Annotated in this window: 21 protein-coding genes and 1 pseudogene; 12 read left to right on the top strand and 10 right to left on the bottom strand. The window is 72.1% G+C overall.

The window, feature by feature from the left end; genetic code table 11:
- Window positions 1-25 precede the first annotated feature (25 nt).
- From OCT49_RS12705 to OCT49_RS12695, 3 genes are all read right to left on the bottom strand, one after another.
- Window positions 26-685 carry a DinB family protein gene (locus OCT49_RS12705; protein ID WP_283851987.1) on the bottom strand — a complete coding sequence of 220 codons (660 nt, stop codon included), beginning with the start codon at window positions 683-685 and terminating at the stop codon, window positions 26-28.
- Window positions 686-979: 294 nt separating this feature from the next.
- The gene (locus OCT49_RS12700; RefSeq protein WP_283851986.1) at window positions 980-1,441 is read right to left on the bottom strand and encodes an NUDIX hydrolase; all 462 of its coding nucleotides are present in this window, start codon (window positions 1,439-1,441) and stop codon (window positions 980-982) included.
- Between the two features lie 74 nt (window positions 1,442-1,515).
- Entirely contained in the window at window positions 1,516-2,373 is an 858-nt protein-coding gene (locus tag OCT49_RS12695) for a helix-turn-helix transcriptional regulator (RefSeq protein WP_283851985.1), read from the bottom strand.
- Between the two features lie 87 nt (window positions 2,374-2,460).
- Here OCT49_RS12695 and OCT49_RS12690 point away from each other — a divergent pair, with 87 nt between their 5' ends.
- Window positions 2,461-3,252 (top strand): SDR family NAD(P)-dependent oxidoreductase, encoded by a 792-nt coding sequence (locus OCT49_RS12690; RefSeq protein ID WP_283851984.1) that lies wholly within the window; start codon window positions 2,461-2,463, stop codon window positions 3,250-3,252.
- Window positions 3,253-3,388: 136 nt separating this feature from the next.
- Here the strand turns inward: OCT49_RS12690 and OCT49_RS12685 are convergent, their stop codons facing one another.
- Entirely contained in the window at window positions 3,389-3,961 is a 573-nt protein-coding gene (locus OCT49_RS12685; protein WP_283851983.1) for a TetR/AcrR family transcriptional regulator, read from the bottom strand.
- A gap of 105 nt (window positions 3,962-4,066) precedes the next feature.
- Here OCT49_RS12685 and OCT49_RS12680 point away from each other — a divergent pair, with 105 nt between their 5' ends.
- The 4 genes from OCT49_RS12680 (at window position 4,067) to OCT49_RS12665 (ending at window position 7,446) form a co-directional block, all read left to right on the top strand.
- Window positions 4,067-4,933, top strand: a complete 867-nt coding sequence (locus OCT49_RS12680) for an SCO6745 family protein (protein WP_283855775.1) — start codon at window positions 4,067-4,069, stop codon at window positions 4,931-4,933.
- A 130-nt stretch (window positions 4,934-5,063) separates the two neighbouring features.
- A complete protein-coding gene (locus OCT49_RS12675; protein ID WP_502963365.1) occupies window positions 5,064-5,474 on the top strand; it encodes a hypothetical protein in 411 nt (136 codons plus the stop codon).
- 10 nt (window positions 5,475-5,484) lie between these two features.
- The gene (locus OCT49_RS12670) at window positions 5,485-6,249 is read left to right on the top strand and encodes an HNH endonuclease family protein (RefSeq protein ID WP_283851982.1); all 765 of its coding nucleotides are present in this window, start codon (window positions 5,485-5,487) and stop codon (window positions 6,247-6,249) included.
- A 66-nt stretch (window positions 6,250-6,315) separates the two neighbouring features.
- Window positions 6,316-7,446 carry a DUF6183 family protein gene (locus OCT49_RS12665; protein ID WP_283851981.1) on the top strand — a complete coding sequence of 377 codons (1,131 nt, stop codon included), beginning with the start codon at window positions 6,316-6,318 and terminating at the stop codon, window positions 7,444-7,446.
- A 116-nt stretch (window positions 7,447-7,562) separates the two neighbouring features.
- On the opposite strand, the gene OCT49_RS12660 is transcribed toward OCT49_RS12665, so the two are convergent.
- The 3 genes from OCT49_RS12660 to OCT49_RS12650 form a co-directional block, all read right to left on the bottom strand.
- Window positions 7,563-8,162, bottom strand: coding sequence for a DUF6262 family protein (locus OCT49_RS12660; RefSeq protein WP_283851980.1), 600 nt, complete (start codon window positions 8,160-8,162; stop codon window positions 7,563-7,565).
- Window positions 8,159-10,210: a tyrosine-type recombinase/integrase gene (locus OCT49_RS12655; RefSeq protein ID WP_283851979.1), complete on the bottom strand. Its 2,052-nt coding sequence runs from the start codon at window positions 10,208-10,210 to the stop codon at window positions 8,159-8,161. The genes OCT49_RS12660 and OCT49_RS12655 overlap by 4 nt, the downstream gene beginning before the upstream one ends.
- Before the next feature lie 149 nt (window positions 10,211-10,359).
- On the bottom strand, window positions 10,360-11,490 hold the full coding sequence (locus tag OCT49_RS12650; RefSeq protein WP_283851978.1) for a tyrosine-type recombinase/integrase: 1,131 nt from the start codon (window positions 11,488-11,490) through the stop codon (window positions 10,360-10,362).
- A 122-nt stretch (window positions 11,491-11,612) separates the two neighbouring features.
- On the opposite strand from OCT49_RS12650, the pseudogene OCT49_RS12645 reads away from it, so the two are divergent.
- Window positions 11,613-12,035: pseudogene (locus OCT49_RS12645) on the top strand (HNH endonuclease family protein); the annotation flags it as partial.
- Between the two features lie 79 nt (window positions 12,036-12,114).
- Here the strand turns inward: OCT49_RS12645 and OCT49_RS12640 are convergent.
- The gene (locus tag OCT49_RS12640; RefSeq protein WP_283851977.1) at window positions 12,115-12,924 is read right to left on the bottom strand and encodes a hypothetical protein; all 810 of its coding nucleotides are present in this window, start codon (window positions 12,922-12,924) and stop codon (window positions 12,115-12,117) included.
- A 90-nt stretch (window positions 12,925-13,014) separates the two neighbouring features.
- The gene (locus tag OCT49_RS12635) at window positions 13,015-13,860 is read right to left on the bottom strand and encodes a DUF4190 domain-containing protein (protein WP_283851976.1); all 846 of its coding nucleotides are present in this window, start codon (window positions 13,858-13,860) and stop codon (window positions 13,015-13,017) included.
- Between the two features lie 253 nt (window positions 13,861-14,113).
- Here OCT49_RS12635 and OCT49_RS12630 point away from each other — a divergent pair, with 253 nt between their 5' ends.
- The 3 genes from OCT49_RS12630 (at window position 14,114) to OCT49_RS12620 (ending at window position 18,705) form a co-directional block, all read left to right on the top strand.
- Window positions 14,114-16,270: an N-6 DNA methylase gene (locus OCT49_RS12630; protein ID WP_283851975.1), complete on the top strand. Its 2,157-nt coding sequence runs from the start codon at window positions 14,114-14,116 to the stop codon at window positions 16,268-16,270.
- Between the two features lie 120 nt (window positions 16,271-16,390).
- The gene (locus OCT49_RS12625; protein WP_283851974.1) at window positions 16,391-17,110 is read left to right on the top strand and encodes a hypothetical protein; all 720 of its coding nucleotides are present in this window, start codon (window positions 16,391-16,393) and stop codon (window positions 17,108-17,110) included.
- Complete coding sequence (locus OCT49_RS12620) at window positions 17,107-18,705, top strand: serine/threonine-protein kinase (RefSeq protein ID WP_283851973.1); 1,599 nt, start codon at window positions 17,107-17,109, stop codon at window positions 18,703-18,705. Before OCT49_RS12625 ends, OCT49_RS12620 begins: the two co-directional genes overlap by 4 nt.
- Before the next feature lie 49 nt (window positions 18,706-18,754).
- Here the strand turns inward: OCT49_RS12620 and OCT49_RS12615 are convergent, their stop codons facing one another.
- A complete protein-coding gene (locus tag OCT49_RS12615) occupies window positions 18,755-21,598 on the bottom strand; it encodes a YfhO family protein (RefSeq protein ID WP_283851972.1) in 2,844 nt (947 codons plus the stop codon).
- Window positions 21,599-21,721: 123 nt separating this feature from the next.
- Here OCT49_RS12615 and OCT49_RS12610 point away from each other — a divergent pair, with 123 nt between their 5' ends.
- The 3 genes from OCT49_RS12610 to OCT49_RS12600 all read left to right on the top strand — a co-directional run bounded on the left by OCT49_RS12610 (window position 21,722) and on the right by OCT49_RS12600 (window position 23,896).
- Entirely contained in the window at window positions 21,722-22,690 is a 969-nt protein-coding gene (locus OCT49_RS12610) for a glycosyltransferase family 2 protein (protein ID WP_283851971.1), read from the top strand.
- On the top strand, window positions 22,687-23,088 hold the full coding sequence (locus tag OCT49_RS12605; RefSeq protein WP_283851970.1) for a GtrA family protein: 402 nt from the start codon (window positions 22,687-22,689) through the stop codon (window positions 23,086-23,088). The genes OCT49_RS12610 and OCT49_RS12605 overlap by 4 nt, the downstream gene beginning before the upstream one ends.
- A gap of 157 nt (window positions 23,089-23,245) precedes the next feature.
- Window positions 23,246-23,896 carry a SurA N-terminal domain-containing protein gene (locus OCT49_RS12600; protein WP_283851969.1) on the top strand — a complete coding sequence of 217 codons (651 nt, stop codon included), beginning with the start codon at window positions 23,246-23,248 and terminating at the stop codon, window positions 23,894-23,896.
- The last annotated feature ends 43 nt before the right edge of the window (window positions 23,897-23,939 follow it).

Raw genomic sequence — 23,939 nt, 5'->3', positions numbered from 1 at the left:
AAGCGGGAAGGGGGCGCGGGAGCGGTCAGCCGGCGTCCTCCTGGACCCCCTGGGCCTCACGAACCCCTTGGACCTCCTGGGCTTCCTGGGCTTCCTGTACCTCCCGGGCCACCCGTTCCAGCCGGGTGCGGTGCTCCCTCCACCAGGCCGGGTCGTGGGACGGCATGCTGTCCTGGGCGGTGGTGTAGCCGGTGGAGCCGTCGATGAGTTCCCGCACCACGTCGGCGTGGCCGGCGTGGCGCTGGGTGTCGGAGATGACGCGGACCAGGAGGTGGTGGAGCGTCGTCTCCCGACGCTCCTCGGGCCACCACGGGACGTGACCGGTCGCGTCGAGGTCCAGGGCCCCGATCGTGCTGTCGGAGTGCGCCCAGGCCTGGCGGTACAGCCCGACGACGTCCTCGCGGGACTCGTCCGCGGTGGCCCACATGTCCGCGTTGGGCTCCGCGTCCCGCGTGTACCACCAGGACGGCGTCTCCCCGGTGAAGAACGGCCGCCCGAACGTGTCGCCGAAGTAACCCAGTTCCACACCCGCGAGGTGCTTGAGCAGCCCGAGCAGGTTCGTGCCCGTGGGGGTCAGCGGACGGCGTATGTCGTACTCGGAGAGCCCGTCGAGCTTCCACACCAGGGCGTCGCGCCCCTGTTGCAGGTACTGGAGAAGGTCCGCTTTGGGGTTCGGCTCGATCATGCCGGGCAGTCTCGCACCCGCCACTGACAACGAGGTCGGGAAGAAACCATCACGCGCTCCGGGCGGTCAGCAGATCCGCGGGGATCGCCAATGAGTTCGATACGACGGACCGGGCCTCGGCGAGGTGGGAGAGTTCGCGGGCGCTGACCTGTATGAATGATTCATACATCGACATAACGTACATCGACGTAACATGCATCGATGTACGTTATGGGGCCCATGCGGTCGGGGCGCCTGTACGAGTTCACGACCGAGTGAAGCGGTGTTCGGGGTTCCGGCCCCGGCGGTGCGGGCTCAGTGCTGGATCAGGCCGCCGACCGGTACGGGGGCGACGTGGCCGGTCGCCGGGGTGGTGCGGGCCAGGGCGAGGCCGATGTCGACCAGGGACGACCGGCGCAGGCCGGTGACGTCGGGGAGCGGGGTCCAGACCGACTCGACGGTGTCGCCGTTCGGTTCGGGGCGGAGTCGGCCACCCGTGATGCGGACCAGGTAGAAGACGCCGACGTTCTGGTGGTCGGGCCCGCCGGGCACGGCGCGCTCGGCGGCCGGGATCATCCGTGAGTCCACGCCCAGCAGGCGTTCGACCACCGCCTCGCAGCCGGTCTCCTCGGCCACCTCCCGGACCACCGCGTCGAACGGGTCCTCCCCGTGCTCGACCCTGCCGCCCGGAAGGGTCCAGGTCCGCGAGACGTGATGGGCGAGCAGCACCCGCCCCTCCTCGACGCACACGGCGTACGCCGCCAGCCGAAAACTCATCCCCGTACCTCCCGCCGGCCTCCCGCCCCGGCCATTGTGCCGGGGCGGGAGGCGGGGACGGCCGCCGCCGGGTGTCATGCCTCCGAGGGCACGTCCAGGCGCTGGGTGCCGATGACCGACAGCAGCCGCAGCGCCTGTTCGGACGGCGATCCGGGGGCGGCGGTGTAGATGACGACCCGCTGGTCCCGGTCGGCGATGTCCAGGACGTCGCAGTTGACGGATACGGGGCCGACCAGGGGGTGGTGGAAGGTCTTGCAGAGGGTGGGGCGGGCGGTCACGTCGTGGCCCGCCCAGATGCGGGCGAACTCCTCGCTCCCGGCGAGGAGTTCCTCGACCAGGCCGGTCACCTCCGGGTCGTCGGGGTAGCGGGCGGCGGCCGCGCGCAGGTGCTGGGCCGAGGTCCGGACGAACGCGTCCGCGTCCGAGACGCCGTACAGCGGCCGGCCGTGCCGGTGCGGGCCGAGGAAGGCGCGCCGGACGAGGTTGCGGTCGCGGCGCGACAGCGCGGAGAAGTCCTCCATCAGGGCCGCGGCCAGGCCGTTCCAGGCGATCACCTCGTACGTCGCCGACAGCACGAGCGCGGCGGCCTCCGGGAGCCGGTCCAGCGGGTCGACGATGCTCTGCCGCACCTCCCTGGAGGGTCCGGGCAGGGGGCCGGGCGGAGTGCCGGCGAGGTGGTGCAGATGGTCGCGCTCGGCGTCCGAGAGGCGCAGGGCGCGGGCGATCTGGACCAGCACCTCGCGGGAGGGGTGCGGGGCGCGGGCCTGTTCCAGCCGCGTGTAGTACTCGGTCGAGATGAACGCCAGCTGTGCCACCTCCTCGCGGCGCAGCCCGGGGGTGCGGCGGCGCGGCCCGGCGGGCAGCCCCACCTCTGCGGGGGCGATCCGCTCGCGCCTGCTGCGCAGGAAACCTGCCAGTTCTCGTCGGTCCACCCCACCAGTGTGCGCGGGCCCCGGCCGGCTCATCCAGGTACCGCCGGTGCCTGGATGAGAGGCCCGGCCCGGCGCAGGCTCGTCGGCATGAACGACACAACGATCACGTCCACCGCACGGCCCGGTCTGCTCTCCGGCAAGGTCGCCCTCGTCGTCGGAGCCGGCCGGGGCATCGGCGCCGCCGCGGCCCGGCTCTTCGCCCGGGAGGGCGCGCGGGTGTTCCTCGCGTCCCGTACGGAGGCCCAGCTGGAGGCGGTGACCGAGGAGATCCGGGCGGCGGGCGGCGCCGCTGAGTACGCGCTGTGCGATCTGGCCGACCCGGCGAGCATCCGCGCGGCCGTCGACCGGGCCGTGGCGGTGTACGGCCGTCTCGACGCCGCCTTCAACAACGGCGCGACGGCCCAGCCGCCCGGCCCGATGGACCGGTTGGCGGAGGCCGACTTCGACCGGGTGTGCGCGGTCGACTTCAAGGGTCCGTGGCTCGCCATGACCGCCGAGATCGCCGCCATCCGGGCCACCGCCGGGACCGGGGCGATCGTCAACACCTCCAGCGTCGGCAGCCTGATGGGCAACCCCTGGCTGCCCGCCTACGGCGCCGCGAAGCGGGCGGTCAACAGCCTCACCGCGTCGGCCGCCGTCACGTACGGCCCGGAGGGCATCCGCGTCAACGCCATCGCACCCGGCACCACGCTCACCGAGATGGTCCACGAGTGGGAGGCGGACTCGCCCGGCATCGTCGAGCAGCTCAACGCCCAGACCCCGCTGGGCCGCGCGGCCGAGCCGGACGAGATCGCCGAGGCGGCCGCCTGGCTGCTCAGTGACCGTGCCTCCTACGTCACCGGCACCGTCCTCCGCGTGGACGGCGGCATGCGGGCCTGAGCGGGGGAGTCTGGGGAAGCCGGGAGAGCCAGGTAAGCCGGAGAAGCCGGGGGAGGCCAGGGGAGTCGGCGAGCGTCAGGGGTGTGCCTGCTCGCCACCCGGTGCGGGCTCCCGCCCTTCGGCCCCGCCGACGCGTTCAGGAACTCCCCGGCGCGAACAGCAGCTCCGCGAGCGACCGGAAGACCGCCTCGGGGTCCTGGGCGCCCACCGCCCCGTCCAGGTTGCCGCTGAGCAGCAGCGTGGCGAAGCCGTGGGCCAGCGACCAGGCGGCCACACCCGCGAGCCGGTCGTCGTCGCCGCGCCCGGCGGGGGGAAGGCCGCCGACGCCCGCGCGCAGCTCGGCCGAGGCCCGGTCCTTCGCCGCGAGCAGTGCGGGGTCGTCGGCGCGGAGGAGGTCCGGCCGGAACATCACGTGGAAGTGCGCCGGGTGTTCGGCGGCGAACCGTACGTACCGCACGCCCCGCTCCTTGAGGTCCGGGGCCTCGGCCAGCTCGTCGGCGAAGAGGGCGTAGCCCTCGGCGGCGATGGCGGTGAGCAGGCCCGTGCGGTCCTTGAAGTGGTGGGCGGGGGCCGCGTGGGAGACGCCGGCCCGGCGCGCCAGGTCGCGCAGGCTCAGCGCACCCGGCCCGTCGGTGCGGATGACGTCGAGTGCGGCGGTGAGGACGGCTTGCCGCAGGTCGCCGTGGTGGTAGGCGCGCTCGCTGGTCATGTGCAGCAGATTACGCGGAATCTTGTCATTGACAAGTTGCGGGAGGGGAAGCACTCTGGGGATCTAGTCAGTGACAAGATGAGTGATGTCGCGGAGGGCGGAGACATGTCCGAGGAGCTGGGCCGGGTGCGGCGGATGTGGCACCTGCTGGAACCCCTGCACGCCGTGCTGTACTACGCGCCGGAGGCCGTCGAGGAGGTCGCCGCGCTCGGGTACGGCACCGATGAGCGGTGGCCCGGCTACTTCGCCTGGCGCGCGGCGCCGCTCGGGGAGGCCGGTGCGGGGCGGGTGGCCGAGGCCTTCCACAGCTTCAACCCGGCGATGGTGGGCGAGTACGTGCCCGCCATCTGGTCCGTCGCCGCTCCGGAGGCGGTGCTCGCGGCCCGGACGCGGGCGGTCGACCGCGCTTACCGGAAGCTGCTGGGGGACGCGGTCGCCGGCCCGGAGCTGGGCGAGGCCGCCGCGCTCGTGCGGCGCGTCGCGGAGGCCGCCGACACCTCCGGCCGGACGCTCGCCGCGGCCAACGCCGCCCTGCCCCGGCCGGACGAGCCGCACCTCGCGCTCTGGTGGGCGGCGACGGTCCTGCGCGAGCACCGGGGGGACGGCCATGTCGCGGCGCTCGTCGGGGCGGGGCTCGACCCGGTCGAGTCGCTGGTCTCCTTCGCCGCCGTCGGTGCGGCGCGCCCGGAGGTGTTCGCGAGCCGGGGGTGGAGCGACGCGCAGTGGCGGGACGCCCGGCAACGGCTCGTGGAGCGCGACCTGTTGGACGAGGACGGCACGGCGACCGAAGCGGGGCGGGCGCTGCGCGCCGAGGTCGAGCGGCGCACGGACGAGGCGGCCGCGGCCCCCTGGCGGGTGCTCGACGCGACGGAGCGGGAGCGGCTCGTCGAACTGCTGGGACCGCCCTGGGTGGCGGTGATCGGGTCCGGACTGCTGCCCTCCGAGACGACGCTGGGCATCGGGAAGGTATGAGCGGCGGGGAGGCCGGACGGTGTGATTCCGGCCGCACCCCGGGCGTGGCGTGCTCATGAATACCCGTGGACGGGGAAGGCATCCGTACGATTTTCAGGATTTTGCTTTCTCCCCGTCAGGACGGCTTCGCGTGATATCTCCCCGTGTCCACCGAGTGACTCTGCCCGCCCTCGGGGTGGTGGCGGCGCTGGCCCTGGCCGGCTGCGATTTCGAATCGTCCTCCGGGGAGGCCGGCGGCCGGACCTTCACCGGCCTCGGGGCCAGCCCGCTGGACAACCCCGACGGTACGAAGCCGGGGCTCGCGCCGCTCACCTCCGAGGCGGACCGGGCGGCCGGCCGGAAGATCATCGAGAAGGTGGCCACGAAGGGCCGGGGGCCGAAGACCGGGTACGCGCGCGAGGAGTTCGGCTACGCGTGGAAGGACTCGATCGACGGGCTGGCGCTCGCTAAGAACGGCTGTGACACCCGCATTATCTCTATGGTCCGCGCTGTAGTGGCCCTGTTCTCGCAGCGTATGCAGGGTGTGGTCGCCTGTGCGTAGTGAGAGGCACATGAGTCACAGGCCGCTGTGCACGGGCGGGAAGAGGGTCGTCCTTACGGTCACCGTTGCCGTCACGCTCGTCGCAGGCTGTGATGGTCTGGAGCCGGGCGGAAGCTCTGCGGGATCCGGACCGGACGCCGGGCGGGCGGCGAGCCCGCTGACGAATCCGGACGGAACAAAGCCGGGGCTCGGCGCGCTCGCGTCGGAGGCGGACAAGGCGAACGCGCGCAAGCTCGTCGACAAACTCACAGTCAAGGGGCGTGGGTCGAAGACGGGCTACGAACGGGACAAGTTCGGCTATGCGTGGATGGACACGGCGGATGGGGTGCCGCTGGCGAGGAACGGTTGTGACACCCGGAACGACTTGCTGAAACTTCATGGACAGGACGTCGAGTTCCGTAAGGGTTCCGATTGCGTGGTCGTGTCGATGGACCTGTACGACCCGTACACCGGCAAGGACATCGCCTGGAAGAAGGCCAAGGCCACCAAGGTACAGATAGACCACGTGGTGCCGTTGTCGTACGCCTGGCAGATGGGGGCCTCGCGTTGGAGCAAGAAGAAGAGGCAGCAGCTGGCCAACGACGTGCTGAATCTTCTGCCGGTCTCGGGCTCCACGAACTCCGCCAAACGCGATTCGGGTCCGGCGTCCTGGCTGCCGCCGAACAAGTCGATCCGGTGCTCGTACGCGGTCCGCTTCGCACAGGTTGCGGAAAAGTACGGGCTCCCGGTGACGGCCCCGGACAAGAGGATGATGCTTAAGCAGTGCGGGGGCTGAGAGGGCTGTGGTGACCTGGGGAAACGCTGTCGCTTTCGTGCTGCGCGACGCATAGGCTCCATTGCCGTGGCTGACCGCATACAGAAGATCGTGACGAAGCTGCCGGGCCTGAAGAGCGTCACCGACGTGTGGAAGACGGCTGACCGCAGTCTCGGGCGGGGAGACGCTGCTTTCGTTGCGGACCTCGCTATCGCGCTCGCCGGGGCTTACGCCTCTGACGCCGGGCGGATATGGCAGTACAGGAGCGTCTTCGACTACCTGCTCCGGCTTCTGGCCACCACGCCCGATCCCGGCAACGTCGCTCAAGCGCTGCGGCTGGTTTCTTCCGCGGAGGCCGCTGACAGGAAGCTGGACCGCTATACCGCCTCCCTGCTGGCCTCCAGCCAACCGACCGAGGAGCTCGCAGCGGCGTTCACTGGACACGCCACTGAGGAACTTCGGGCGTGCCTGGTCCATGAGCTGGTGCTCAGAGGCGTCGACGTCACGGAGTCACCGGGGATCGCCGGGTGGGCGACGTCGCCGCACTGGAGGCATCATCCTCTGGGTTGGCTGCCGTTGACGCTGTTGGAGCTGGAAGGGCGACCGGATCTGCCGAGCTACAGCGCGCGCGGTGGCAGCCACTCGATGCCGTACGGCCCGCCGGTGAACCGTGAGGTGCCGCGTGATGACCGGGCGCCCGTGCCGCCGGTCGAGGAGACGACGACCGAAGCCATTGCCAAGGCCACCGGTGTTGCTGTGACGAACTGGGCCGAGGAGTCGAACGGCCGGATCGAAGCACGGGTCTTCGATCTGGCAGCTCCTCTGGAAGCCGAGTCGGTTCCGAGGATGCTGTTGGCACTCGGGCTGGAGTGCTTGGAGGGCGTGGGGACGAAGAAGGCCGCCCTGTCGGTTGCGGCATGCTCGCCGGAGCACCCATGGCGGGTTCTCTTCGCCGCCGCGTCCACGGGCGGTGCCTACAACTCCGGCGCCCGTGGTGCCTACGGCCGACTGGCCGCCTGGCAGTCCGTGGCCGGTCTCTCCGGTACGGCGCAGGGCTGCCTCGTGGAAGAGGTCGAGGCGAGTGCACGGGCATGCGCTTGGTATGCCTTCGGCGCCGACACCAAGTGGTTCGAGCGTGGGGCCTGGGACATCGGCCTCGTTGCGGTATCTCCAGAACGTCGACGGCTGGCGATGCTGGCCGCGACGGACACCGACTGAGCGCGGTCCTGACCGGTGCGGGGGGTCAAGTCCTGACCACTTCGCCGGCCTTCCTCGCGGCTGTCCGGAAGGCGGTATGAAAGCCGGACGGCCGCGAGTGGGCGGTATCGCGAGGGCTATGGGGACGGAACGGCCCGCATGGCACGGCGAAGACCGGCTCGCGCGGCGGTGAGGTCGTCCTCCGCCTCACGCAGTTGGCCCTCCAGGGCGGCGATCCTGTTCCTGGCCTCTGACAGCGCTTGCTCCAGCGCGGTATTCCGCTGCTCGATCTGCTGTACCCGCTCGATCAGCTCGTGCTGGTTCACGCCTTCCAACTCGGCGCCGAGAGAGAGCCTGACCCGGTTACGGAGCCGATCGCGCTCCTTCTTGAGGTCCTTGATCTCTTCGCGGGCCAGTGCAAGGTCCGTCCGCAACCCGGCCGGAGACACCTGGGACGCTTCTGGAGTGTGGGAGTTCTGGCGCCCTCGCGTTTGCTGGGCGGTGATGCCGTCCTGAACGGCCTGGTGCACCTGAGGCTGGTTGTAGACGAACCACGTGGACACCGAGGCCTCCCGTGCCACTCGGGCAGCGGTGATCCGTTGCCCCGAGCGGAGAAGGGCATCCACGGCGTCGAGTGCACGCCTCGTCTTTTCTTCGCTGTCCTTGGCGCGGCTGACGCGCAGCCGCTCGATCCGAGCGTTCCGGTCGTTGCCGCTGGAAGCAGCAGGGATCTTCATTCCGAGCTCCGTGTCGTCAGCGACTGCAGGGGGACGAAGGCCGCTGCCGAACGTGCCTTGCGCAGCTCGCGTGAGGCGGATTCGACGGCGGCCCGCTCCTCGGCGGGCAGCGCGTCCAGCTTCCGCCGCATCTCGTCGGCCGACTTCGAGTAGGCGCGGATCTGGTCGTCGAGATTGCGCACGACCCAGTCGGCGGCCTCCATGGCCAGGGCGGCCTCCTTGTCGGCCCGCAGGTCCGCGATCTGCTGTTCCAGGGCGGGGAGGTAGGAGGGATCGGGCCGGTAGAAGTCGCATCCGGCGCACTGGAAGCGGATGCGGCAGTGCCCGCCGCCGGCCTTGACGTTGCTCGGCTCGGTGCAGCCGCCATAGGGAACCCCGACGCTTTCCACCTCGTAGGCGAGGGGATCGCTGAACCCGCGGGCGGCTCCGTGCCGGTCGACGGCGAGTGCCGCGACCGTGCGCACGGCCTCCTGCTTTCGACCGAGGGAAACCTTGTAGTAGCCCATGGTGACGTCCAGTGAACGATGGTCCATGAGTTCCCGCAGGACGTCGGGGCGGGTGCCCGCGTCCGCATGGCGTTGGGCGTACGCGTGGCGGAAGCCGTACGGGACGATCTGGGTGCGGTCGTGGGCGAGCCGGGCGCCGTCCTCGTCGAGACGGTCGTCCACAAGGTCAGGGATCAGTTCGTCGACCCAGTTCCGGAAGATCCGGTTGCAGAAATGCGAGGTGTTCAGATGCCCGCGGCGTGGACGATTGCGCTGTCCTGGAGAGGGAAACAGCCACTGGGCGCAAGCCGGTACGGCCGGTAGCGCATCGAGCTCCTTCTGCCAGGCTTCGATCAGTTGGGCGATGCTCTCCGAGATGGGCAGACGACGGCCGTGTCGTCGCCGCTTGTGGTTGTCGTAGATCAGCGTCGGTTTGCCGTCGACCCGCTCCAGGCAGTCGCGGCGCAGGCTGGTGACTTCGCCTGGACGTCGGCCGGTGTCCCGGAGGACCGCGTAGACCACCTGATACATCCGCGCGAAGTCGGCGGCCGTCCAGCCGCCGCTCGTGTACCCCGTCGAGGTGCCCAGCAGACCCAGGTGTGCGTCGAGTTGGACGATGATGTGCTCGGGGATCGCACGGCCGAGATCGTCCTCGGTCACCTCCACGGCGGCGATGCTGTGGAAGCGGGGGTTGAGTGCGAAGCCGCCGGGCACGTGATCCATCATCCCGGCCTGACGGGCGTAGTCCAGGAACGTGCGCCAGTGGCGGAGCAGGGCTCTGCGGTGGCTGGTGGAGTAGTCGTGACCGTCCTCGGGACGCTTGGTGATGCGGAACATGTCCACTACGGCGTTCATGTCAGCCATGGCGAGGAGCCCGGGCTCATCCCCGTGGGGGCGGCCTGCCAGCGCGGAGGACGCGATGGTCGCCGCGTAGACGGTCTGCTGTAGATCCATGACGTTGGGGCGTGCCGTGCGGCCGTACTCCTTGACCAGCTCCCGCAGCCAACGCTGCCGTACCGGACGGAAGTCGATCTCGCCGTGGACAGCGGCGTACTTGCGACCGCGTCCGGCCGTCAGCCCGATGAGAGCGCACTCCCATACATCGCCCGAGGTCGGATCGGTGCCCTCGAACTCGACGCGTGCCCGTCGGACGTGCTGGAGAACACCGTTCAGGACGCCGGAGGCCGCGGCTGGAAGCCCGGAGGAGAAGGAGGCGTCCAGGTCGAGGAGCGAGTCGAGTCCGGCGGGGAGGCCGGCCACAATGCGGCGTACCCGCTGGGGGACCAGGCTGATTCCGGCGTCGTCGCGCTGCTGTAGCCCGTACAAGAGCTCCTGGCGGACCGCGGGGCTCACACCCGCGAGCGAGAACTGGGAGACGCCGGGCATCGCCCCGTTCGCGGCGGCGTTGGGCCTGCGGCGAGACGGATCCGGGGTGTGCGTCGTGTCGAAGTCCGCAGGGTTTCTCAGGAGATATCGGGCTTTCCGGCAGGCGTCGCACCGGGAGCCGTTGCTCGCCACATGGGTGGTGCAGGAGGCCACGGAGCAGACGAACACGCTGGTCATCGGATTACCGGGATCGGCAGTGAACAGTGCCTGAACGGGGTCCCACTCATCTGCCCGCCAGCTCGACGGAATGCGCGCCGCGAGCCATGACGGCCACTCCGGTTCAGCGGAGACGGAGGCGACGACAGCCGAGCGGAGAGGTGCAACGGTCATCGCAGCAGCTCCGAGGTGAGGCTGTCGACGGCCGCGACGGCTGCGCGGAGATCCTCGTCCTGGGCGTGCAGGTATACGGCGGTGCTGGCCGAGGAGGTGTGGCCCAGGAGCGTCTGTACGACGTCCGGAGCAACTCCGTTACGGATCCAGCGGGTGGCGGCAGTGTGCCGCATCATGTGCGGCCGGGCGGTCAGACCGCAGCGCCTCCCGATCCGTTCGACCACTTGCTTGGCGTTCGAATATGACAGAGGGCGTCCCGCGTGGACGCCGACGAGGTTGACGAAGACGTAGTCACAGCCGGCGGAGCCGGCCGCCTGTTCACGCTCGGCGAGGTGATCGCGATACCGATGCACCACCTCTGGCGTCAAGGGAACCATGCGAGGGCGCCCGGCTTTGGCCCGTGCCCCGTTGACGTTGTCCTGTCGTGGCCTGACGTGCAGGTGCGCGCCACCGGTCCGGCAGCCGAGGTGGGTGGAGTCGGGGAGCAGATGCATGTCCTCGCGCCGCAGTCCGAGGGCTTCGCCGATGCGGAGGCCTGCCTCCAGGAGGACGGTCAGCAGCAGCCGGTCACGGGCGGTGCGAGCGGCGTCGAGAATCTGATCCGACTGGGCGCGGGTGAGCGTCTGGGGCGCTCGCTCGATCTCCGGCGCCTTCAGGACGCGGGCTTTGACCATCAAGTGCTGGCCGCCCTCGCCGGGATCGAAACCGGCCGGGGCGTGTGCGAGGAAGCGGGGCTCGCTGAGACGCGCGGCGACTTCGTGGGCCACGTGTCCCTGGACGGCGCAGAAGCGGAGGAACTCGCAGACCGCGGTGAGCGTGGCGTTCACCGTCTTGCCGGTCGGAGGCCGCCCGTACCGGGTCGGTGTCCGTTCGACGTGGAACTTGAACAGGCTCATGTCCCCGAGCCGGGCGGTCTTCCAGTTGGTGCCCCGTTCTGCGCACCAATTGAGGAAGCGGCCGATTCTGGGGATGTACGCGCGCTGTGTCTGCGGTGACCGCCCGGCTCCGCGCAGGTACAGGGAGAACTCACGGGCTTCGGGGTGGGGCGCGTACGTCTCTTCGTCGACCAGGAGCCAGGTGGTCTCGCCGGTGGTGGGCGAGACGGCTTTCTCCGTGCATAACGTCATGGATCTGCTTCCTGTCTCCGTTGTCACTCATGTGCCTCATGGCATGACTGATAACGGTGAGGGACAGGAGTGGGTTACGGCTGTGCCTCATGTGCATCGCGATCAGGAGAGGGATAGAGATAACCCGCAACGATCTCCTCGCCAGGGACGGCAAGGACGTGAAGTTCCGGTCCGGTTCGGACTGCGTGGTCGTGTCGATGACCCTCAAGGACCCGTACACCGGCTCGACCATCGACTGGACCAAGCAGCGGCCCACCAGGGTCCAGATCGACCACGTCATGCCGCTCTCGTACGACTGGCAGATGGGGGCCTCGCGCTGGGACCGGGACAAGCGGCAGCGGATCGCCAACGACCCGCTCAACCTCCTCCCGGTGGACGGCCCGGCCAACAGCGCCAAGCGGGACTCGGGGCCGGCTTCCTGGCTGCCGCCGTACAAGCCGATCCGCTGCTCCTACGCGGTGCGGTTCGCGCAGGTCTCGCTGAAGTACGAACTGCCCGTCACCGTCGCCGACAAGAGGGCGATGCTGGAGCAGTGCGGCGGGTGAGCCGGGGCGGGCGGCGGACGCGCGGAACCCGCCCCGGGCGGGGCGGGTTCCGGTGGTGCGGGCCGTGGGGGAGGGCGGGTCAGGGCTTTGGCTGCCGCGCCGTGAACGGCTTGCCGAACTCCGAGAACTCCACCGTCACGGGGGCCGCGCCGTGCCCCGTGCCGTCGGGGCCGGGTGCGGCGCGCAGCTCCAGGAGGTAGGGGCGGCCCTCGGTGGCGATGCTCACCGACCACTTCCGGCCGTCCGCCCCACCGGTGACGGTCAGGGCGGGTGTACCGGGGGCGGGACCGGCCGAGGAGGGTCCGGCGGGGGCGGGTGCGCCGGCGGCGGGTTCTTCGTCGGAGGGTTCGTCGGGGGAGAGCGCCGTCGCCCTTCCCTTGCGGGCCGTTCCGCTCGTCGGTGCGAGGAGGCCGAGGAACGTCTCCCGGTCGCAGTAGCGCTCGGCCGTCCTCGCCTGCCGGTCGCCGTCGGCGGGCTCCACCCAGCGGCCGGTGAGCCTTTCGACCTCGGCGTCCCCGCGCGGGCCCCGTCCGGTGGAGGTCGCCCGCAGCATCGCGGCGTCGGAGCGGGTGCGGACCGTGCCGCCCGCCCGGACCAGCTCCAGGGTGCCCGCCGCGCCCATGGAGAGCGTGACCGTGCACACGCCCCCGACGTCCGTGGCGACGTACGCCTCGACCGGGCCCTCGGGTGTCGTCGTCCGCACCGTCATGCGCACCGCCTTGGCGGCCCGGGTCGCCGCGAGGGCCTTGTCGACGACCTCGGGGCCGGTCAGCCGGGCGTAGGGGGCGGCGGCGGGTGCGTCGTCCGGAAGCAGGTCGCAGGCCGTCGCGAGGGCGAGGGCGGTCGCGGCGCTCAGGGCGGCCGCCGAGACGCGGGCGGGAAGGCGCATGGTGGATCGGCTCCGGTCGGGGCGGGAGGGGGCGGGCCCGGCGGACAGGGGACGGGGGACGGAGCCCCGGGAGGGTCAGCCCCGGGAGGGTCAGAGCTTCAGGTCCCACTGGGAGGCGTCGTACGTGAAGCCGGGGTTGACCTCGACCGTCAGGTTCTTGGCGTCGGCGGGGGCGTCGAAGGCGAACTGGACAGTGACCTTCTTGCCCGGCAGGACCGTGCCGCTGAAGCCCGCGCCGACCTTGTCGTCGAAGATCTGCTCGGCGTCCACGCCCTCCTTGCCGGCGCGGGCCGTGACGCCGACGAGCGCGGAGTCGAACTTCTCCTTGCCGGCGTTCTCGATGACGACGGCGACCCGGTAGGCCTTGTTGCCCTCGGTGTGACCGACGGCGTACTCGGCCGGGGTGTACGAGGTGGCGTCGCCGACCGTGACCGTCAGGTCGTCGTCGTACACGGCCGAGTCCCCGGCCCCCAGCGCCCCGGCGGTGTCCTTCCCCTTGTCCTTCCCGGCCGCGTCGCCGCCCTTGGCGGAGTCCCCGCCGGGCTTCGGCTTCGCGGAGGCCGTGGTCTCCGAGAGCGCCTTGTCGATGTCGTTCACCGCGTCGTCCACGGCCTTGAACGTGATCACCGCGCCCACCACCGCGAGGATCAGCGAGACCAGTCCGAGGACCGCGCCGAAGGTGGTCACGCCCTTGTTGGTGGCCTCACCGCGCTTGGCCCGGCCCCGGCCCGCCAGGCCCAGGATCAGGGCGATGACGCCGAGGATGCCCGCCAGCCAGAACAGCAGGGGGATCAGCCCCGACACGGCGCCGATGACACCCAGGACGAGTGCGGCGATGCCCAGTCCGTTGCGGGCCGGGCGCACGCCCGGCGTCTGGACCGGGCCGTACGGCTGCTGGGGCTGCGGGGACTGCGGCGACTGCGTGAACTGGGACATGGCTGTGCCCTCCGGCAAAAGCAGATGAGTGGTGAGCGGTTCCGTGCATCGCTCTGTTGCAGCGACGGGTCAATAACAGCAGAGCTTGTGAACCGAGTCAACACGGTTCATGATGGAGTGGTTGATGCACGCTGTGAATCGGTGTCTCGTGAACGGGTCGGTATGCTCGCCGACAACGACGAACCGGTGCCGGGACCAGCCGCCGGTACCGGGACGAGCGCCACGACCGACGCCAGGACCAGGGAGACAGCCAGTGCCGGAGAACGCGACAGAGGTGACCGCGGCGGGAATCGCACGGCTCGCCGGGGTGGGGCGTGCCGCAGTCAGCAACTGGCGCCGCCGCCACGCCGACTTCCCCAAGCCCGTCGGCGGCACCGAGACGAGTCCGTCCTTCGCCCTGTCCGAGGTCGAGCAGTGGCTGCGCGACCAGGGGAAACTCGCCGAGGTGCCCCTCCGCGAACGGGTCTGGCAGCAGCTCGCCGGGCACCCCCAGGGCCCCGTCCCCGCCCTCCTCCACGCGGGCTGCGCCCTGCTCCTCCTGCGGACCAGCCCCGCCGCCTGGCGGGAGATCGCCGCCGTGGCGGACGAGCCGATGGCCGGCGTGCTGTCCCTCGCCCTCGACGACCTCCTCACCACCCGCTTCGGACCGGCCTCGGAAGCGGGGCGGGCCGTGCACACCCCCGGCCGCGCCGAACTCCTCCCGTCCGTCCCGCTGCTCCGGGGCGTCGCGGAACTCGCCGCCGAGGGCGGGGCCCCGGAGACCTTCGAGTTCCTGCTCGGCCGCCAGCTGGACGCCAACCCGCGCCAGTACACGCTCACCCCGCCCGGCCTCGCCGGGCTGATGGCCGCCCTGGTGGAGACGGGCGGGCGGCCCGCCCGCACCGTCCTCGACCCCGCCGCGGGCACCGGCGCCCTGCTGCGCGCCGTCACCGGGCCGACCGCCCTGTACGCCCAGGAGAGCGACCCCGACCTCGCCGCGCTCACCGCGCTGCGGCTGGCCCTGCACACCGACACCGGCTGCGCGGTCGCGGCCCGCACCGGCGACACCCTGCGCGCCGACGCCTTCCCGCGGCTCGCCGCCGACGCCGTGCTCTGCCACCCGCCGTTCAACGAACGGAACTGGGGCCACGACGAGCTCGCCTACGACCCGCGCTGGGAGTACGGCTTCCCGGCCCGCACCGAGTCCGAACTCGCCTGGGTCCAGCACGCCCTGGCCCATCTGCGCGAGGGCGGCACCGCCGTGCTGCTGATGCCCCCGGCCGCCGCCTCGCGCCGCTCCGGCCGCCGCATCCGCGCCGATCTGCTGCGCCGCGGCGCCCTGCGCGCCGTCATCGCCCTCCCGGCGGGCGCCGCACCCCCGTACGGCATCCCGCTCCACCTCTGGGTGCTCCGCAAGCCCGGCAACGGCCTGCACCCCTCGCCCGAACTGCTGCTCGTCGACACCGCCGAGCCCGCCGAACCGGCCCCGGCGGGCGCGGGGTCCGCCGCCCCGGCCGGCGGTCGTGACCGGCTCGACTGGCAGGCGGTGCACCGCACCGTCCTCGAGGCCTGGCGATCGTTCGACGGCACAGGCACAGGCACAGGCACAGGCACAGGAACAGGAACAGGCGCAGGCAGCGCCGACACGGGGACCAACACGGCAACGGGCAGGGGGACCGGGGCCGGCCGGGCCCTCCCGGTCATCGAACTCCTCGACGACGACGTGGACCTGGCCCCCGCCCGCCACCTGCCGCCCCCCGCCGCCGCGGGCGGCCCCGCCGAACTGGCCGGCGTACGACAGCGGCTGACCGAGACGCTCGGCCTCACCGGCACCCTCACCCCGCCGGCCGTGACCCTCTCCGCCCCGGCCCACTGGCCGCTCACCACCGTCGGCGAACTCGCCCGCGCCGGCGCGCTCCAGCTCCGTACCGGCGGCTCCGGCACCGGCCCGACGCCCGTCCTCACGGAGCACGACGTCCTCGGCGCCACCGCCCCCTCGGGAAGCCTGCCCCTCGAAGGACCCCCGGAGGAGCCGGTCCTCGTCGAGGCCGGTGACGTCGTCGTCCCCGTGCTCGGCGGCGGCTCCGTCGCCCGCGTCGTCGACGGGGCGACCGCGGGCGCCGCGCTCGGCCGCAACCTCCAGCTGCTGCGCCCCGACCCGGCCGCGCTCGACCCGTGGTTCCTCGCCGGCTTCCTGCGCGGCACCGCCAACAACCGCCAGGCCAGCAGCTACGCCTCCACCGCCACCAGGCTGGACGCCCGCCGCCTCCAGCTGCCTCGCCTGCCACTGGCGGAACAGCGGCGCTACGGGGACCGGTTCCGGGCCCTGGCCGAGTTCGAGGACGCGCTCCGGCTGGCCGGCCGGCTCGGCGGGCAGCTGATCCAGGGCATGTACGACGGGCTGACGGACGGCACGGTCCGTCCGGAGTGATCCGAAGCACAACGGTTCGGTACCACTCGGGGCGGACCGTCGTTGTCGCCCCTTACGCTCGGATCTGCGCGCGCGAGTGCGTGCACGGAATCTTCAACGACCAGGTCTCCAGGAGCAGCCATGTACGCCCCGGGTCATCCGCCGACGCCGCCGCGCCGGGTTCCCAGCAGGGCCTGGATCGTCTCGATGCGCGTGCTGTTCACCGTGCTCCCGGTGTGCTCGCTCGGGCTGCTGCTGTGGACCCCGCTGCTCCGCCTCGCGATCGTGCGCCGCCGGGCCCTCGACTGGTGGCTCACCGGGGCCGGGTTCGTGTTCGTGTGCGTGCTCCTGCCGATCATCGGCAGGGAGGGCAACGACGAGCCCACCACCACCGACGGCATCCTCATCACGCTGCTCATGCTGGTGATGGCGGGCGCGATCACGCACTACTACGTCGGGGACATCCAGTACTACGACCGGCTGACGAAGCAGCACCTCGTGGGCGGGTACGCGGCGCCGGGGTACGCGTACGCGACCACGGTGCCGGCGGGGACGCCGGGCCCGGCGCTCGCCCCGCACCCCGTGCAGTCACCGCCCCCACTCGCCGCGCAGCAGCCACAGCCACAACCGCAATCACCGCCACAGTCGCAGCCGTACGGGCCGCTGCGACCGACCGGGCAGGACCCGAGGATCCATCAGACCCCGGTGGTCCAGCAGGGGCCGGTGGTTCAGCGGCCCCCGCAGCCGCAGCCGAGCCCGAGCCCGACCTCGCAGCCCCACCTCCAGCCCCAGCGCATCGACCAGGTCCGCGCCGAACTGGACGAACTGAGCGACTACCTCCGTAAGGAGGAGGGGCGGTGAACGGACGCCTCATCGGCGGGCGGTACCAACTGGCGACCATCCTCGGCCAGGGCGGCATGGGCCAGGTCTGGACGGCCTACGACCAACGCCTGGACCGCCGCGTCGCGGTGAAGCTGCTCCGCCCCGACCGGGTCACCGGACCCGTCGCCGCCGAGGCCGCGGACGAGCTGCGCCGCCGCTTCGTCCGCGAGTGCCGGGTCACCGCCCAGGTCGACCACCCGGGCCTGGTCACCGTCCACGACGCGGGCAGCGACGGCGAGGACCTGTTCCTCGTCATGCAGTACGTCGAGGGCGCGGACCTCGCCGACCACCTCGCCGAGCACGACCCGTACCCCTGGCAGTGGTCCGTCTCGGTCGCCGCCCAGCTCTGCGCCGTCCTGGGCGCCGTGCACGCGGTGCCGATCGTCCACCGCGACCTCAAGCCCCGCAACGTGATGGTCCGTCCGGACGGCACCGTCACCGTCCTCGACCTCGGCGTCGCCTCGGTCCTGGACACCGACACCACCCGCCTCACCCACACCGGTTCGCCGATCGGCTCCCCGGCCTACATGGCCCCCGAACAGGCGATGGGCGGCGCCGTCGGCCCGTACACCGACCTGTACGCACTTGGCGTGCTCCTCCACGAACTCCTCAGCGGTGACGTGCCGTTCGCGGGTTCCACCGCCCTCGGCGTGCTGCACCGCCACCTCTACGAGCCGCCGGTCCCGGTCCGCCGGATCAGGCCGGACATCCCCGAGCCCCTGGAAACGCTGGTGCTGCGCCTGCTGGCCAAGGACCCGCAGCACCGCCCGTCCGGCGCCCAGGAGGTGTACGAGCACCTCGCCCCGATGCTCCCCTCCTGGAAAACCGGTCCCTGGAACACCGATCCCCGGAACAGTGGTTCCTGGAGCAGTGGTTCCTGGGGCGCCGGCGTTCCCGTCGGGCCGCTCGACCCGACCCGGCCCTTCCTGCGTCCGCACGCCCCGTGGCCCGACCGGGCCGCCGCCCCGCCCCCGCCCCCGGCCCCGCCTGCCCCGGCGACCGGCCGGCCCGATGTGGCCGCCGCCGTCGACGACGTCAAGAAGCTGCTCGGCGAGGGCCGCATCACCCAGGCCGTGGACATCCTCGGCTCGATCCTCCCGGTCGCGGCCGAACAGCACGGCGAGGACTCCGCCGTGGTCCGCATCCTGCGCAAGCAGTACGCGGCCACGCTGATGGACGACGGGCAGTACCGCCGCGCCCTGCCCGAGCTGCGCCGCCTCGCCGATGACCGCGCGGCCGAGGCGGGCCCGGCCGACGCGCAGACGCTCCAGTTCCGCCACGACGCCGCCCAGTGCCTGGAGCAGCTCGGCGAACCGGCCGCCGCGCTCGCGGAGTACCGCGCGGTCCTCCCGTACTACGAGAACCAGTACGTCACGGGCGGCGACCCGGCCCGCGCCTTCGAGATCCGCAACCGCATCGGCCATCTGCTGCTCGCGGTCGGCGACCACGCGGCGGCACGCTCCCAGCTCCAGGCGCTGCTGTACGACACCGAGCGGGTCTACGGCCCGCATCACCCGCTGCCGGTGGAGATCCGCCGCCGGCTGGACCGTCAGGCGGAGGTCGGGGGCGGCTGATCCGAGGCCGCCGGAGATGCCCGGGCCCGCCCCTCCCGCAGCACGGCCGTCAGGAGGCGTGCACGGCCTCCGGCCGCCCGGCGCGCGCCCCGGTGCCGGTCTCCGCCTCCGCACCCGTACCTGTCCCCGTCCCGGTCTCCGCCTCCGCACCCGTACCTGTCCCCGTCCCGGTCTCCGCCTCCGCACCCGTACCTGTCCCCGTCCCGGTCTCCGCCTCCGCACCCGTACCTGTCCCCGTCCCGGTCTCCGCCTCCGCACCCGTACCTGTCCCCGTCCCGGTCTCCGCACCCGCTCCCGCGCCTGCGCCCGTGCCGGTCTCCGCACCTGCACCCGCTCCCGTCCGCCGCCGGTACGCGAGTACCGCCCCGGTGGCCACGAGCACGGCGAGCGAACCCGCCCCCGCCGCCAGGCCGGCCCGCAGGCCGGGGGGCCGGAACGTACAGCTGACGGGGGTGCCGTCGGCGGGCACCGGGACGGCGACCAGGCCCAGGTAGTCGTCGGCGGGCCGGCCCTGGCAGCGCCAGCCCGCGATCCGGGGCGCGGCGAGGACCACCGTTCCCGAGGAGCCGGCCGGCAGTTCCGCCCGGACGCCGTCCGCGGTGACGTGCACGGCGTTCGCGCCGGTGCGCCGCAGTTCCGCGACGGCGGCGGCCAGCCGGGCCCGGTCCAGGCAGCCGACCGCCCCGTGCGGCACGGTCCCCGCGCGCGTGGAGGTCAGCGTCACCCGCACCGCCCCGTCCCCGCCCACCGTGCCCAGCCGCTGCACCGGGGCGCGCTTGGCCGGCAGCTTCCCCTTGAACCAGACCTCCTCCGAACCGCCGCCGGACCGCGCCGAGCCGCTGCCGAGCCGCGCCGAACCGCCGCCGGACCGCGCCGAGTCGAGCTGTGCCGTACCGAGCCGCGCCGAACCGAACAGGCCGGGCGCCCACAGATACGCCTCCGTGCCCGCCGGACAGGTGGCGGTCAGCGTGTACGTCCCGCGCCCCACCCCGTAGTCGTCCGTGCCCCGGTCCGCGACCGCGCCGCCCCCCGCCGCGCGCAGCGCGGTCCCCGGCACCGTGTAGACCCGCGAACCGAGCAGCTTCTCCTGGTTCCGGAACGGCGACCGGCCGTACGGCACCGGCTTCCCCGGCGGACGCACCGTCACCAGCGGCGGCACCGGGGCACGTTCCACCGTCACCGGCCGGTCGTCCGGGGCGTTCCACGCCTGGTACGGGTCGCGCGGCCGGTGCACCCGGGCGCCGACCGAGAAGATCGCGTCCGTGACCGGGTTGTCGAGGCTCTGCACGGCCCGGCCGTTGGACGTCCAGCCCGCGCCGAGCGCCCGCATGGTGTCGGTCAGCACGGCGGGCGTGTGGCTGCTGTAGTACGCGCCGCCCTGTCCGCCCAGCAGCAGCGGGTCGTTGGTGGTGGTCTGCTCCCGGCCCGGGTCCGTGCGGGTGCGCGGCCATTCGTCGGCGCCCGCGACCACGTCCGCCTGCGCCTGCTGCCGCTCGCCCCAGGGCGCGTAGTGGTCCAGCCGGTTCAGCCGCGCCCGGTCGACGAACGCGGTGGTCGTGGCGGCCTGCCCGGCCTGCGCGCCGATCAGCAGCACCACGGCCGGCACCGTCCACCGCCGGCCGCGCCCGGCCAGGAGCAGCGCCCCCAGCGACGCCACCAGCCCGGCCGCGAACAGCGGGTACGTCCACTGCGTGATCAGGGCGCTGAGACCGGCCCCGGCCGCGACCGGCGCCAGTACCGCGCACCCGCCCGCCAGTGCCCGCCGGTCGGGCAGGCCGTGCGCGACCGAGACCCAGGCGGCGATCACCACCAGCCCGGCCAGCACGAACGTCTGCCGGTACGGGCTGCCGTTGGGCGTGGCGAAGGCGTGCCACAGCAGGTGCGTGGGCTCCCACTGCAACGACAGCGCGACGCCCGCCGCCAGCCCCGCCCACGTCCACCGCTCGCGCCCCGGCACGGCCCGCTGGAAGGCCAGGGCGCACGCCAGGAGCAGGGTGCCGGTGCCGAGGAAGAGCGCCGGGGTGAAGAAGGTGTACGTGGCGGGCAGCAGCCGGGCGAGCACGTCGGACCAGCCGGCGGCCGCGAACGGCCGGTCCCAACCGGGGTACGCGTGCTTCGTCCCCAGGTACACGGGGACCAGGACGGGCGCCGAGAGCCCGATGCCCAGTACGACCGCGCGGGCCGCGCGCCCCAGCGCCCGGACCGCCGTCCGCCGGTCGTCCCGCTCGGTGAACAGCCGCGCCGCCAGCACCAGCGCCGCGCCGAGCGTCGCCATGTAGGCGGTGTAGAAGTTGGCCACCCACATCACCGCGACGAGCAGCGGCGCGGCGACGGGCCGCCGTCCCGTGCGCGCCCACTCGGCGGCCAGACAGAGGACGGGCAGCGCGATCAGGCCGTCCAGCCACATCGGGTTGTACGACGCCTCGGCGAGGGACCAGCCGCACAGTGCGTACGAACCGCCGAGCATCCCCGCCGCCCACCACCGCCCGCCGCGCAGCGTCAGCAGCAACAGGGTCATGAGCGCCGCCGACGACGCCGTCTTCAGGACCGTCACCACATAGACCGCGAGATCGATCCGGTCGCGCGGGAAGACCCCCACGAGCAGGGCGAACGGGCTGGTCAAATAGGTGCCGAGGTCCGGCAGGAAGCTCGTCCCGTACCCGGACGACCAGTTGAGCAGCACCCCGCCGTCCGCGTTGCCGTGCAGCAGGTCCCACAGCCGGGCGTGGAACGGCACGAACTGGTTGCCCAGGTCGTTGACGCTCCGCGTGTGGTGCCCGAACGGGAAGGCGCGCGCCAGGGCATCGCCGGAGCAGACGGCGACGACGGCGAGCAGCGCGGCGAGCGCGACCGCACGCGGACGGGGACGGGGACGGGGACGGGAAGTCGGCATACGCGGGAATATGCCAGCTTCGGGCAAGCAAATCCGTTACGGGGCAAGGCAGTTCACGCAATGGATGCCCGTCGGCCATGAGGAGCGACAGGTTCCGACACATGCACCGGCTGGTGTACTTCTGTGCTGATCTCGCTGGTGGTGCCCTGCTTCGACGAGGAGGAGATCCTCGAACGCTTCCATGAGCGCGTCACGGAGGAGATGGCCCGGCTGGGGCCCGAGTTCCAGCTGGTGTACGTCGACGACGGCAGTGCGGACCGGACCCTGGCGATCCTCCAGGAGCTGGCCGCCGTCGACCCGAGGGTCCGCTACGTCTCCTTCAGCCGGAACTTCGGCAAGGAGGCCGCCATGCTGGCCGGTCTCCGGCATGCCGAGGGCGACGCCGTCGTCATCATGGACGCCGACCTCCAGCACCCGCCCGAGCTGGTGGGCCGGATGCTCGACGAGTACGAGCGGGGCCACGACCAGGTGATCGCCCGCCGCACCCGCACGGGCGACCGCGTCACCCGCACCGTCACCGCCCGCGCCTACTACTGGCTGATCAACCGGCTGGTGGACGTGGAGCTGGTCGACGGCGTCGGGGACTTCCGGCTGCTGTCCCGCCGCACCGTCGACGCGTTACTGGAGCTCACCGAGTACAACCGCTTCTCCAAGGGCCTCTTCGCCTGGGTCGGATTCCGCACGACGACCTTCGAATACGAGAACGCCGTCCGGGAGCAGGGGCGTTCCGCCTGGACCTTCGGGAAGCTCCTCAACTACGGGCTCGACGGGCTGCTCTCCTTCAACAACAAGCCGCTGCGGGCGGCGCTCCACCTGGGCATGCTGCTGCTGTCCGTGGCCCTCGTCCACGCGGCGTGGATCGTCGGTGTCGCACTGGTGAAGGGAGTGGAGACCCCCGGATATGTCACGCTTCTCGTCGTGGTCACCGCGCTCGCCGGGGTTCAGATGGTGATGCTCGGAGTGGTCGGCGAGTACGTCGGCCGCATCTACTACGAGGTGAAGAGGCGCCCGCACTTCCTGGTCAAGGCCACGAACACCACCACGGCGGCGCCGCACCGGACACGGGAACCCCAGGAGTTCGTACGCCGATGACGGTCCCGGCACAGATGGCCCGGTTCGCCCTCGTGGGAGCGGTGAACACCGGCACGTACTACGGCTGCTACCTCCTGCTGCTGAACGGTCTGCCGTACATCGCCGCCCATGTGGTGGCGTTCCTGCTGAGCATGACCGGCTCCTTCTTCCTGAACTCCTGGTTCACCTACCGGACCCGCCCCACCTGGCGGAAGTTCCTGCTCTTCCCGCTCACCAACCTCGCCAACTTCGTCCTCACGACCGGCGGCGTCTATCTGCTGGTGGACCTCGCCGGGTTCGACGACCGGTACGCGCCGCTGGTCGCGGCGGTGGCGGCCATCCCGATCACCTTCGTCGTCTCGCGCACGATCATGCTGCGACCGGACCCCGGGGAGTCCGTGCCCCGGCGCGTGCCCTGAACCGCACCGCCCGGCCCGGACGGCGCCGCGCGGGCCCACATCCCCAACTCCTTCCGAATCGTTGGTCGAATCGGTGGCCCCAGCCATCTCCACTGCCTACCATCGATCACCGCAAGGTCTTGTGCACTGATGCACAAAGTCTCCCCGGGAGGTTCCTTTGCACCGCCGCCGCCGCACCGCGCTCACCGTCTCCGCCGCCCTCCTCGCCGGCGTCCCACTCCTGACCGCCTGCGGCGGCGAGACCCACCCGGGCGCCGCCGCCGTCGTCGGCGGGGACCGGATCGAGGTGTCCGCGCTGCAGAGCCAGGTGGCGGCCGTGCGCGAGGCCCAGCGCGGCGCGCCGGACGCCTCCCAGCTCATCGACAAGTCCGGCCAGCTCAGCCGGGCCAAGCTGCACGGCATCATCTTCGACAAGGTGCTGGACCGGGCCGCGAAGGACGCCGGCGTCACCGTCACCCGCAACGAGATCCAGCAGCTGCGCAAGGAGGCGGCGGACCAGTCCGGGGGAGAGGCCCGGCTGCGCACGGTGATGCTCCGGCAGAGCTGGGTCGCCCCCGGCCAGATCGACGCCGTCTTCCGCGAGCAGGTCCAGCTGACGAAGCTGGCCGAGGCGCTCGGCCTCGACATCCAGCAGCCCGCCGGGCAGCAGGCCGTCGGCGAGGCGCTCAGCAAGGCGTCGAAGGAGCTGGGGGTCGACGTCAACCCGCGCTACGGCACCTGGGACGACAAGCAGACCCAGCTCGCCGGCTACAAGGCCCCGTGGATCAGCCAGGTCACCAAGCCCGAAGGCGTGGCGGCCGGGGTCTGACCCCCGGCCCTCAGGCGCCGGGCGTCCGGTGGCCGGGGCCCGG

The organism is Streptomyces sp. ML-6, assembly GCF_030116705.1.
GTDB lineage: Bacteria > Actinomycetota > Actinomycetes > Streptomycetales > Streptomycetaceae > Streptomyces.
This window is presented reverse-complemented; position numbering and strand designations above follow the sequence as displayed.

What these genes read in the sequence shown, in the direction of transcription:
- OCT49_RS12685 (WP_283851983.1), bottom strand. Translation starts at nt 3,961, where the DNA reads ATGACCAGCGAGCGCGCCTACCACCACGGCGACCTGCGGCAAGCCGTC.
- OCT49_RS12640 (WP_283851977.1), bottom strand. Translation starts at nt 12,924, where the DNA reads ATGCGCCTTCCCGCCCGCGTCTCGGCGGCCGCCCTGAGCGCCGCGACC.
- OCT49_RS12650 (WP_283851978.1), bottom strand. Translation starts at nt 11,490, where the DNA reads ATGACGTTATGCACGGAGAAAGCCGTCTCGCCCACCACCGGCGAGACC.
- OCT49_RS12705 (WP_283851987.1), bottom strand. Translation starts at nt 685, where the DNA reads ATGATCGAGCCGAACCCCAAAGCGGACCTTCTCCAGTACCTGCAACAG.
- OCT49_RS12625 (WP_283851974.1), top strand. Translation starts at nt 16,391, where the DNA reads ATGTACGCCCCGGGTCATCCGCCGACGCCGCCGCGCCGGGTTCCCAGC.
- OCT49_RS12670 (WP_283851982.1), top strand. Translation starts at nt 5,485, where the DNA reads ATGAGTCACAGGCCGCTGTGCACGGGCGGGAAGAGGGTCGTCCTTACG.
- OCT49_RS12680 (WP_283855775.1), top strand. Translation starts at nt 4,067, where the DNA reads ATGTCCGAGGAGCTGGGCCGGGTGCGGCGGATGTGGCACCTGCTGGAA.
- OCT49_RS12660 (WP_283851980.1), bottom strand. Translation starts at nt 8,162, where the DNA reads ATGAAGATCCCTGCTGCTTCCAGCGGCAACGACCGGAACGCTCGGATC.
- OCT49_RS12605 (WP_283851970.1), top strand. Translation starts at nt 22,687, where the DNA reads ATGACGGTCCCGGCACAGATGGCCCGGTTCGCCCTCGTGGGAGCGGTG.
- OCT49_RS12690 (WP_283851984.1), top strand. Translation starts at nt 2,461, where the DNA reads ATGAACGACACAACGATCACGTCCACCGCACGGCCCGGTCTGCTCTCC.
- OCT49_RS12615 (WP_283851972.1), bottom strand. Translation starts at nt 21,598, where the DNA reads ATGCCGACTTCCCGTCCCCGTCCCCGTCCCCGTCCGCGTGCGGTCGCG.
- OCT49_RS12635 (WP_283851976.1), bottom strand. Translation starts at nt 13,860, where the DNA reads ATGTCCCAGTTCACGCAGTCGCCGCAGTCCCCGCAGCCCCAGCAGCCG.
- OCT49_RS12655 (WP_283851979.1), bottom strand. Translation starts at nt 10,210, where the DNA reads ATGACCAGCGTGTTCGTCTGCTCCGTGGCCTCCTGCACCACCCATGTG.
- OCT49_RS12700 (WP_283851986.1), bottom strand. Translation starts at nt 1,441, where the DNA reads ATGAGTTTTCGGCTGGCGGCGTACGCCGTGTGCGTCGAGGAGGGGCGG.